This window comes from Thermomonas sp. (genome assembly GCF_035369645.1).
In the GTDB taxonomy this organism is placed as follows: Bacteria; Pseudomonadota; Gammaproteobacteria; order Xanthomonadales; family Xanthomonadaceae; genus Thermomonas.
Window position 1 is genome coordinate 63,270 of record NZ_DAOOUM010000005.1, and the last position, 10,560, is coordinate 73,829.

Consider the following 10,560-nt stretch of genomic DNA (forward strand, 5'->3'; position numbering starts at 1 on the left):
CAGGCGTGCGAGAACGCGCAGGTGGAGCAAAATTGCAATTCGTTGCCGTCATCGGACAGCACTTGCGGGCTCAGCCGCGGAAACGGCAGGCCGCTCATGAAAAACTCCGGGAACGGCTTAAATCGCGCGTGAAAAGCGCGGCTTGGCGTCGGCGGCAGGAGGGGTGAGGTATTGGTCGAAGCACATGGCAATGTTACGCAATAGCAGCCGTCCTTGCGAGGTGGCTTCGATCACATCCGGGGTAAATCGCACCAGTCCGTCTGCATGCAGCGGTTGCAGCTGTTCTAGCTCGGGGGCGAAATAGTGCTCAAAATCAATTCCATAACGACGCTCCAGCGCCGCCACCGGGATCTGCCCTTGGCACATCAGTGACTGGATCAAATCGGCACGTAGCGCGTCATCCTCGCTCATGCGCATGCCCCGAAACACCGGCAATTTGCCGCTATCAATCGCCACTTCCCAACTGGGTAAGTCGCGTGGGTTTTGGCTGAAGGTGTTGCCGATATGGCTGATGGCGGACACGCCAAAACCAATCAGATCGCTATCGGCATGGGTGGTATAACCCATGAAATTACGATGCAGACCACCGCGCTGTTGGGCTTGCGCAAGGTCGTCATCGGGCAAGGCAAAATGATCCATGCCGATATAGACATAGCCCGCGGCGGTGAGTTTTTCCACCGCCAATTGCAGCAGCGCCAGTTTGGCGTCGCCATCCAGCAGCAGGGTTTCGTCGATCTGTTTTTGCGGTTTGAACAGATGTGGCATATGCGCATAGCTGTACACCGCCAGCCGGTCCGGGCGGATCTGCAGCACGGTGTCCAAGGTCTTGCCAAACCCTTCCAGATTTTGTGCTGGCAGGCCGTAGATCAAGTCGATATTGACCGAGCGGAACCCGGCACTGCGGGCGGCATCCACCACCGCACGGGTTTCTTCCACGGTCTGGATGCGGTTGACCGCCTGCTGCACCTTCGGGTCAAAATCTTGCACGCCCAAACTGGCGCGATTGAAACCGGCCTTGGCCAGCGCGGGCATCCACGCCGGGTCGCAAAAGCGGGGGTCGATTTCGATGGAAATGTCACTATCGTTGCGGTCGGCAAAATGAAACTGCCGACGCATCACATCCACCGTGTCGGCCAATTGCACCGGGTTGAGGAAGTTGGGCGTGCCGCCGCCAAAATGCAGTTGGATGACTTCGCGGTCGCGGTCAAATGCGGGGGCGATGCGTGCGATTTCGCGATGCAGACGCGCCAGATAGCCCTCGGAACGGCCCAAATCGCGGGTGATGATGCGGTTGCAGCCGCAGTAAAAACACGGGCTAAAGCAAAACGGCACATGCACGTACAGCGACAGCCGGCGTGGGATGGGTTCTTCATTGCTGGCTTGCACGGCCTCGCGCAGTTGTGCCTCACCGAAGTCCGCATGAAATTGCGGCGCGGTCGGGTACGAGGTGTAGCGCGGGCCGGGGCGGTCGTAGCGACGCGCCAAATCGGCATCAAAGGCAATAGTCTGGGAATGCATAGGCGCAGCTTAGGCAGTTGCAGACGAATGCGAATTGATTTTGATCAATCACTTGCGATGTGATCAGCGCCGGTGCAGGGCATACACCACGGTATCCACCCGCGATGCCCCATTCACAAAACCGGGGTGTTCGGGCGGGATGGAGCGGCGCTCTTGCAGGGCAATGTCCCAGTGGCTGCCATAGCCGGTACGCACTTCGTCCTCTGGCACTGAAAACGGCGGGCCATCGCGGTCTTGCTGCGGGTATTCCAGGGTGATCAACAACCCACGGCAAGCGCTGGGAAGCTGCGGGTACAACGCGCCCATATAGCGTTGGCGCAGCGCGGGCGGCAAGGCAATCAGTGCGGCGCGGTCGAACACGGCGGCGCAATCGGCCAGCGCGTGGGCATCTAGCGCAAAGGCATCGCCATGGATGATTTCAATCGCACCTGCGCGGTAGTGGGTGCCATAGCGGCTTTGCCGGATGTCGGGCGTCAGCGCGTGTTCATCGAAAAATTGGGCGATGGCAAGCTGGGAGAGTTCCACGCCTAGAACGGGATGTCCTTGCGCGGCCAGCCACGCCATATCCAAAGTCTTACCGCACAGCGGCACAAACACTTTCGCTGCGGCCGGCACCCCCAGCGCCGCCCAGTGCTTTTGCAGCAGCGGCGTGGGCGTGGCTTGGTGAAAGCCGATTTGGTTATTGGCCCAGCGTTGCTGCCAAAAGTCGGGGTGCATGGGTGTCTCCTTTGGATCGATGGTGAAGCCGCCGTGCGTTTCGCGTCGCCGCATTTCGAGCGACGTAGCGCAGTGCACGGCGGCTTTACCAGCGTTGGAATGGTTCAGTCTTCTACCGCCAATCCGTCCACCTTCTGCCAGCCGCGCGGCAGCAGCCCGCCGCGTGAGCCACGGGCGCCGATGTAGGGCTCCAATTCTTTATAGGCCAACGTCATCGTGCGTGCGCCCGACTGCACCAACAACTTGCCGGAAGCCGGCACCACGGCAATCGCCACCACATGCTCGGTGCCGCGCTTGGCTTTGGGGATATCGATAATTTTGTTGCCTTTGCCCTTGTCGAGTTCTGGCAGTTCGGTGAGTGCAAACGCCAGCACATGCCCGGCGCTGGTGACCGCCACGATGCGGTCGCAGGCCACATCCAGCACCGCCGCTGGGGCCAATACGCTGCCGCCCTCGGAAAGTGATAGCAAGGCTTTACCCGCTTTCTGGCGGCTGGTGAGGTTTTCAAAGCGGGTGACAAAACCGTAGCCGTGGCTGGAGGCAATCACAAATTGATTGTCGTTATCGGCACTGACACAGGCTTGGAAATTGGCCCCCGCTGCAGGTGCGAAGCGCCCAGTCAGGGGTTCGCCATTGCCGCGCGCACTGGGCAAGGTGTGTACCGCTGTGGAATAACTGCGGCCCGCAGAATCGAGGAAGGCGACCTGTTGGTTGCTGCGCGCGCGCACCGCTGCCAATAAGCGGTCACCGTCGCGATAACTGAGCGATGCGGCATCGATATCGTGCCCCTTGGCCGCCCGCACCCAGCCTTTTTCACTCAGCACCACGGTCATCGGTTCGCTGGCCACCAGCTCGGTTTCGTCCAAGGCCTGCGCGGCTTGGCGCGCCACCAGCGGGCTGCGGCGGGCATCGCCAAACTTCTTGGCATCGGCCAGCAATTCATCCTTGACCAATTTCTTTAACTTGGCTTTGTTGTCCAAGATCGACAACAATTTTTGACGCTCGGCGGCCAGCTCGTCCTGCTCGCCACGGATCTTCATTTCTTCCAGCCGCGCCAATTGTTTGAGGCGGGTGTCGAGGATGTAATCCGCTTGGTCTTCACTCAGTTTGAAGCGCGCCATCAGCACCGCTTTGGGCTCGTCCTCGCTGCGGATGATGCGGATCACTTCATCCAGATTGAGGAAGGCGACCAGCAAGCCTTCGAGCAAGTGCAGACGACGCTCCACTTTTTCCAGCCGATGCTGCAAGCGGCGGGTGACGGTGTCTTGGCGGAAGCGCAACCATTCGGAGAGCAACATTTTCAGGTTTTTGACCTGTGGGCGGCCGTCCAGGCCGATCACATTCATATTGACCCGAAAGCTTTTTTCCAAGTCGGTGGTGGCAAATAAATGCCCCATCAGTTGGTCGGCATCCACGCGATTACTGCGTGGCACCAGCACGATCCGGGTGGGGTTGGCGTGGTCGGATTCATCGCGAATATCTTCCAGCCACGGCAGTTTCTTGGCCCGCATCTGCGCGGCGATCTGCTCGATGATTTTGGACGGTGAGACTTGATGCGGCAGATCGGTGATGACGATATTGTTGTGTTCTTTGACGAACACACTACGCGCACGCGCGCTGCCGGTGCCGGTTTCATACAAGGCCAGCAAATCGCTGGGCGCGGTGATGATTTCCGCCGCAGTGGGGTAGTCCGGGCCGCGCACGTGTTCGCACAGGTCGCGCACTGTGGCGTCGGGGTCATCCAGCAAACGCACGCAGGCGCTGACGATTTCATTCAGATTGTGCGGCGGCACATCGGTGGCCATGCCGACGGCAATGCCGGTGGTACCGTTCAGCAGCAGGTGCGGCAAACGCGCCGGCATCCACGTGGGTTCTTCCAGGGTGCCATCGAAATTGGGTACCCAATCGGCGGTGCCGTGGCCCAATTCGCCCAGCAGCACTTCGGAAATCGGCGACAGTTTGGATTCGGTATAGCGCATCGCCGCGAATGACTTGGGGTCATCGCTGCTACCGAAATTGCCCTGCCCGTCGATCAATGGATAGCGGTAGGAGAACGGCTGCGCCATCAGTACCAACGCTTCATAACAGGCGCTGTCACCATGCGGATGGTATTTGCCGATCACGTCGCCCACGGTGCGCGCGGATTTTTTCGGCTTGGCCGATGCCGCCAGCCCCAGCTCGCTCATCGCATAGATGATGCGGCGCTGCACCGGTTTCAGGCCATCGCCGATGAACGGCAGGGCGCGGTCGAGCACCACATACATCGAGTAGTCGAGATACGCGCGTTCGGCGTATTCGCGCAGGGGGATTTGTTCAAAGCCGTGAAACGTGGTGCGTAGGAGGTCGTCGGTCATCTGCCCATTTTACGGGGCTGCGGCCTGCGGTGTGGGGTTTTGCGCAGAATGCTGTGCCAGCGCCCATGCCACGTGCTCGCGCACGATGGGCGAGGGGTGGTCGCGACGGGAGTGAAGTGCCACCAGCACCGCGGGCGTGGTGGGGGCGTTGCCCAGTGCGATGGCGATATTGCGCAGCCAGCGTTCATGGCCGCTGCGGCGGATGGCGCTGCCTTCGCTGCGGCGCAGGAATTCGTCTTCTTCCCACGCAAATAATTCGGCCAGCGTGGCCTTGTCTAACTGATTGCGGACGCGAAAATCCGGCTCGTCACTGCGTTTGGCAAACTTATTCCATGGGCACACCAACTGGCAGTCATCGCAGCCGAAGATGCGGTTGCCCATCAGCGGGCGTAGCGCCTCGTCGATGCTGCCTTCATGTTCAATGGTGAGATAGGAAATGCAGCGGCGCGCATCCAGCCGATACGGCGCGGTAATCGCGCCGGTGGGGCAAATATCAATACAGCGCGTGCAACTGCCGCAATGTGCACTGGCGGGCGGGTCGATGGGCAGCGGGATATCGACGAACAATTCACCGAGGAAAAACCAACTGCCGCCATCTTTGTCGATCAGGCAGGTGTGTTTGCCGATCCAGCCCAGCCCGGCATTGCGCGCCAGGGCGCGCTCCAGTACGGGCGCAGAATCGGTGAAGGCGCGGTGGCCGAATGGGCCGATTTCCGCCTGCACGACCTCCGCCAATTTTTGCAGGCGGTTGCGCATCAGCTTGTGGTAGTCGCGGCCCAGCGCGTAGCGCGCCACGTAGGCGCGTTCGTGTTCGCGCAGGTTGTCCCACGCGGCGTCGGGGTCTTTGCCGTAATCCAGCCCCACCGAAATCACCCGAATGGTGCCGGGCAGCAGCTCATGCGGGCGTGCGCGCAGGCTGCCGTGGCGGGCCATCCAGTCCATCGAGCCGTGCAGCTGTTGATTCAGCCAATCCAGTAGATGCGCTTCGTCTTCTTTCAATTCCACCCCCGCAATCCCCACGCGCTGAAAGCCAGCGGCATGCGCCAATGTGCGGATGCGTTGCGCCAGTGCGTTGTAGTCGGGTGTGGACATGGCGCAAATTATAGGCAGGTGAAGTGGAGTCCCCGGCGATGCACAGCCCGTTCCCATTGTTCGTTCCTGCGGCACTGCGCGAATTGGAAGCGCGTGGTACGCACTATTTGGATGGCGATGCCTTTGCGTTGATGGCGCGTGCGGGACAGGCGGGTTGGCGCTGCCTGCTCAAACATTGGCCGCAGGCACTGCGCATCGTGGTGGTGTGCGGGCCGGGTAATAACGGCGGTGATGGGTATGTGCTGGCGCGGCATGCGCGGGATGCTGGGCGCGGGGTGCGCGTATTGCAGATCGCCGCGCCTGCAACCGTATTGGCGCAGCGCGCGTGCGCGGAGTATGTCGCTGCTGGAGGCGCGCTCGAAGAGGCATTGGGTGATTGCGATGTGATCGTTGATGCCTTGTTTGGCATCGGCCTGTCACGTGCGGTGGATGCGGCAACGGCGGCCTGGATCGACGCAATCAATGCGCATCCCGCCAAGGTGTTGTCACTGGATGTGCCCAGCGGCATCGATGCGCGCAGCGGGCATGCGGCGGGTATGGCCATTCTGGCTGATGTGACGGTGCAATTCCTGGCCCGGCACCGTGGCTTGCGCACCGGCATGGCCTTGGATCATTGCGGGAAATTGGAGTTGGCGGCATTGGACTTGCCCGAGGCGTTGTGGACGGGTATTGCACCGTCGGCACTGGCGTTTCGTGCCGATGCCTTGCACGAGTGTTTGCCGCTGCGTCCGCGCAATGGCCACAAAGGGCGCAATGGCCATGTGCTGTGCATCGGCGGCGACCATGGCAGCGGCGGTGCCATTGTGCTGGCGGCGCAAGCCGCGTTGCGCAGCGGGGCCGGGCTGGTCAGTGTGGCTACCCGCGCCGCGCATGTGCCGGCGTTGTTGGCGCGCTGCCCCGAGGTGATGGCACATGCGTTGGAAGATGGTGCGCAACTGCCGCCCTTATTGGAACGGGCGGACGTGATTGCGGTTGGCCCTGGCTTGGGGCAGGGCGAGTGGGGCCGGGCGCTGTTGGGCGCGGTGCTGCGCAGCGACCCGCCACGGGTATTGGATGCCGATGCGTTGAATCTACTGGCGGTATCTAATCCTGGATTGCGCGACACCGACATCATCACCCCACACCCCGGCGAAGCCGCACGCTTGCTGGTGTGTAGCACCGCCGAGGTGCAACAAGACCGTTTCGCGGCTGCGGCGGCCTTGCAGTCGCGTGTGGGGTGCGCCGTGGTGTTGAAAGGCGCCGGCAGCATCGTCGCCGCGCATGGCCTGCCGCCGGCGGTCATCGGTGCCGGCAACCCCGGCATGGGCGTGGGCGGCATGGGCGATGTGCTGACCGGGGTAATCGCGGCCTTGCGTGGGCAAGGCTTCGCAGCACCAGCGGCGGCCACCATCGGCGCACTACTGCATGCCGCCGCCGGCGATGCGGCGGCATTGGACGATGGCGAGCGCGGCCTATTGCCCAGTGATTTGCTGCCTTGGTTGCGACGTTTGGCCAACCCCATGCGACGATAATCACGATGAACGACTTACTTCTCGATAACCCCGCCGCCACCGACGCCTTGGGCGCACGTTTGGCGCAGACCTTGCCGGCGCGTGCGGTGATTCACCTGCATGGCGATTTGGGTGCGGGTAAATCCACCCTGGCGCGCGCCATGCTGCGCGCCTTGGGGGTGACCGGCACCATTCGCAGCCCCACCTACACCTTGGTGGAGCAATACCCGCTGCCGGCCGGCGGTTTGGCCCTGCATTTGGATCTGTACCGCATCGGCAATGCGGGGGAGCTGGAATTTTTGGGGCTGGATGCCAGTGAAGCGCGGCTATGGCTGGTGGAATGGCCGGAGCGCGGGCAGGGGGCATTGCCGCCAGCAGACATGGAAATCACCTTGGCGGTGGCCGGCACCGGGCGCAGCTGCCAACTACGGCCACACACCGCCTGTGGCAAGGCCTGGCTGGACGCGTTGGCGTCAACGTGAGCTTTGCGGGCATGAGTTCATCAACAAGGCATGAATGTCATGCAGGTCATGGATTTTGAAGGGAAAACTACTTGCAAATCAGGTTTGCAAGTGATTAACTCCAAGCATGCGCGCGATGGGGAACCGTTTTCAGCAGTGGATGCCAGCCGGCATGGTGCTGGTGGCGTGTGCCTGTGCGTCGGCAAATGCTTCTGAAATCAAGCAGTTGCGTTTGGAGGAAGGTGCCTCTGGCACGCGCGCGATGGTGCAGCTGGATAAACCCGGTAGCTACAAGTTGATCCGCCTCTCCAACCCGGAACGCTTGGTAGTGGACTTCCCCGAGAGTCACGCCGCCCGCAGCCTACGGTTGCCGGCGGCAACCGGCATCATCAAAGCCGTGCGTACCGGGCAGCCGGTGGCGGGAACGCTGCGGGTCGTGTTTGACTTGGCCAGCCCCGTGGCAGCGATCCCCACCCTACTGGAAACCGCCAGTGGCGGCACCCAATTGCAACTGGAATGGCCGGGCGATGGGCCTGCGGCTACAACGCGGCCTGTCGCGACGCCGTCTGTCGCGGCATTGGATGTCGTTGCGCTACCCAAGCTGGACAAGCCACAGGCAGAGAAACCGCCCATGGCCAGCATGGCTGGCATGCCACCCGCAGTGGCAGCATCCACAGCAAGTACGGCGACAAGCGCACCAACAAATAGCAAGCCCGTCGCGAGCCAGATTGCCAAACCGCTGGCTGACCCGATTGCCGACTTGGCGAAGCAAGCAGGGGCTACTGCCACCGCAGAGACGGCCAATACGCCCGATGCGGAAGCCAGTGCACAAGTCCAAATACCTAGCAAAATTTTGCCCAAAATGCCGATGCAAAAAGGCATGCGCCCCTTGGTGGTGGCGATTGATGCCGGCCACGGCGGCCAAGACCCGGGTGCGCATGGCTTGAACGGCGCACGCGAAAAAGATGTCACCTTGGCCATCGCCCGTGAACTGGCCCGCCAAGTCAATGCCACCCCCGGGTTGAAGGCCTACCTGACCCGCGATACCGATGTGTTCATCCCGCTGGAATATCGCGCCCGTCGTGCCAGCGCCAACAAGGCCGACATCTTCCTGTCCATTCACGCCGATGCCGCTGAAAATCGTGGCGCACGCGGCTCATCGGTGTATGTGTTGTCCACCCGGGGCGCGTCGTCGCAACGCGCACGCTGGCTGGCCGACAAGGAAAACGCCGCCGACGTGATTGGCGGCGGGCGGGTGAAAGTGGCCGACAACACCCTGACCTCGGTGCTGCTGGATCTCACCCAAAGCGGCAATATGAAAGCCTCGGAAGACGCGGCCGACCATGTGCTGGGCGGGCTGAAGCGGGTGGGCAATAACCACAAACCGGACATCGAGCGCGCCAATTTCGCAGTGTTGCGCACCTCCGACAAGATGCCGGCGATGCTGGTGGAAACCGCCTTCATCTCCAATCCGGATGAAGAAAAGCGGCTGACCAATCCCACGTTCCAGCGGACGTTGGCAGCCGCAATTTTGGACGGCATCGACACCTATTTCTCGCGGCAGCCGCCACCGGGTACCTTGTACGCCGCGCGTGCGCAGGCAGCGCAATCGGCACAGTCGGAAACACCCTTGCGCAGTGGTATTGGCGGTAGCCGCTAAGCCCCAGTCAGCGGGCGACACCGGCTAAACTTGTCGGGTGAATATTCGTCAACTCCCCGAAGTCCTCATCAACCAGATTGCCGCCGGCGAAGTCGTCGAGCGTCCGGCGTCGGTGGTCAAAGAATTGGTTGAAAACGCGCTGGATGCCGGTGCGCGGCGTATCGACATTGATCTGGAAGAAGGCGGGGTGCGCCTGATCCGCATCCGCGACGATGGTGGCGGCATTGCCCCCGAGCAATTGCCACTGGCGGTAAGCCGCCATGCCACCAGCAAGATTGCCAGCATGGAGGATTTGGAAGCGGTGGCCAGCTTGGGCTTTCGCGGCGAGGCGCTGCCGTCGGTGGCCTCGGTCAGTCGTTTTCGGCTGGTGTCGCGCGCACGCGATGCCCAGCATGGCGCGGAGTTGCGCATCGACGGCGGCAGCCTTGGCGAAGTGGTGCCGCAGGCGCATCCACAAGGCACCACGGTGGAAGTGCGTGACCTGTTTTACAACGTGCCGGCGCGACGCAAATTCCTGCGCGCCGAACGCACCGAGCTGACCCATATCGAAGACTGGCTGCGCACGCTGGCACTGGCGCGGCCGGATGTGGAGTTGCGTGTCACCCACAACGGCAAGCCGTCGCGACGCTGGAAAGGCGAGGGCGATCTGTTGTCGGAGCTGCGTCTGCACGAGGCGTTGGGCGAAGACTTTGCGCGCAATGTGTTGCGGGTGGAGCACAGCGCAGCCGGGATGCGCCTGCATGGCTGGATCGCGCAGCCGGCCTACAACCGCGCCAGTACCGACCAGCAATATCTGTACGTCAATGGTCGCAGCGTGCGTGACCGCAATGTGGCGCATGCGGTGCGGCAGGCGTATAGCGACGTGCTGTTTCATGGCCGCCACCCGGCCTATGTGCTGTTTCTGGAGCTTGACCCGCGCGGGGTGGATGTCAATGTGCACCCGGCCAAGCATGAGGTGCGGTTTCGCGAGTCGCGCCTAGTGCATGAATTTGTGTACCGCGCCCTGCACGAGGCGCTGGCTGAAACCCGCGCCGGCACTGGGCACGCGGTGTCGGGTGCCAATACGGGTGCTGCGGCGCAAGCTTGGCCACTGCCGCAAGCCCCGCAGCAACAACCAATGGGGCTGCGTGTCAGTGATGCGCCTGCCGCGTATGCCGCGTTGTATACGCCGCGTGGTGGCGATGCGGTCATGCCATCGGCACCGCTGCCAAGTCTGGCGACGATGCCCGAAGACGCACCCGGCGGCATGCCGCCACTGGGCTTTGCCA

At 62.2% G+C, this 10,560-nt stretch carries 8 protein-coding genes; 4 read left to right on the top strand and 4 right to left on the bottom strand.

Features of this window, described 5'->3' with window-relative positions; translation table 11 throughout:
- Window positions 1-117: 117 nt before the first annotated feature.
- From hemN to queG, 4 genes are all read right to left on the bottom strand, one after another.
- Window positions 118-1,518: an oxygen-independent coproporphyrinogen III oxidase gene (hemN, locus tag PK789_RS01960; protein WP_324306647.1), complete on the bottom strand. Its 1,401-nt coding sequence runs from the start codon at window positions 1,516-1,518 to the stop codon at window positions 118-120.
- Between the two features lie 63 nt (window positions 1,519-1,581).
- Entirely contained in the window at window positions 1,582-2,235 is a 654-nt protein-coding gene (locus PK789_RS01965) for a thiopurine S-methyltransferase (RefSeq protein WP_324306648.1), read from the bottom strand.
- A 104-nt stretch (window positions 2,236-2,339) separates the two neighbouring features.
- The gene (gene parC, locus PK789_RS01970) at window positions 2,340-4,589 is read right to left on the bottom strand and encodes a DNA topoisomerase IV subunit A (protein WP_324306649.1); all 2,250 of its coding nucleotides are present in this window, start codon (window positions 4,587-4,589) and stop codon (window positions 2,340-2,342) included.
- A gap of 9 nt (window positions 4,590-4,598) precedes the next feature.
- Window positions 4,599-5,681: a tRNA epoxyqueuosine(34) reductase QueG gene (gene queG / locus PK789_RS01975; protein ID WP_324306650.1), complete on the bottom strand. Its 1,083-nt coding sequence runs from the start codon at window positions 5,679-5,681 to the stop codon at window positions 4,599-4,601.
- A 38-nt stretch (window positions 5,682-5,719) separates the two neighbouring features.
- Here queG and PK789_RS01980 point away from each other — a divergent pair, with 38 nt between their 5' ends.
- The 4 genes from PK789_RS01980 to mutL all read left to right on the top strand — a co-directional run.
- Window positions 5,720-7,192, top strand: coding sequence for an NAD(P)H-hydrate dehydratase (locus PK789_RS01980; RefSeq protein WP_324306652.1), 1,473 nt, complete (start codon window positions 5,720-5,722; stop codon window positions 7,190-7,192).
- Window positions 7,189-7,653, top strand: a complete 465-nt coding sequence (gene tsaE, locus PK789_RS01985) for a tRNA (adenosine(37)-N6)-threonylcarbamoyltransferase complex ATPase subunit type 1 TsaE (RefSeq protein WP_503011868.1) — start codon at window positions 7,189-7,191, stop codon at window positions 7,651-7,653. The genes PK789_RS01980 and tsaE overlap by 4 nt, the downstream gene beginning before the upstream one ends.
- A 115-nt stretch (window positions 7,654-7,768) precedes the next feature.
- A complete protein-coding gene (locus PK789_RS01990) occupies window positions 7,769-9,292 on the top strand; it encodes an N-acetylmuramoyl-L-alanine amidase (protein ID WP_503011867.1) in 1,524 nt (507 codons plus the stop codon).
- 37 nt (window positions 9,293-9,329) lie between these two features.
- The coding region (gene mutL / locus PK789_RS01995; RefSeq protein WP_324306656.1) for a DNA mismatch repair endonuclease MutL at window positions 9,330-10,560 on the top strand (1,231 nt) is incomplete at its 3' end.

Excerpts from the sequence above, each read along its gene's own strand:
- PK789_RS01965 (WP_324306648.1), bottom strand. The coding sequence starts at position 2,235 with ATGCACCCCGACTTTTGGCAGCAACGCTGGGCCAATAACCAAATCGGC.
- PK789_RS01980 (WP_324306652.1), top strand. The coding sequence starts at position 5,720 with ATGCACAGCCCGTTCCCATTGTTCGTTCCTGCGGCACTGCGCGAATTG.
- hemN (WP_324306647.1), bottom strand. The coding sequence starts at position 1,518 with ATGCATTCCCAGACTATTGCCTTTGATGCCGATTTGGCGCGTCGCTAC.
- queG (WP_324306650.1), bottom strand. The coding sequence starts at position 5,681 with ATGTCCACACCCGACTACAACGCACTGGCGCAACGCATCCGCACATTG.
- parC (WP_324306649.1), bottom strand. The coding sequence starts at position 4,589 with ATGACCGACGACCTCCTACGCACCACGTTTCACGGCTTTGAACAAATC.
- PK789_RS01990 (WP_503011867.1), top strand. The coding sequence starts at position 7,769 with ATGGGGAACCGTTTTCAGCAGTGGATGCCAGCCGGCATGGTGCTGGTG.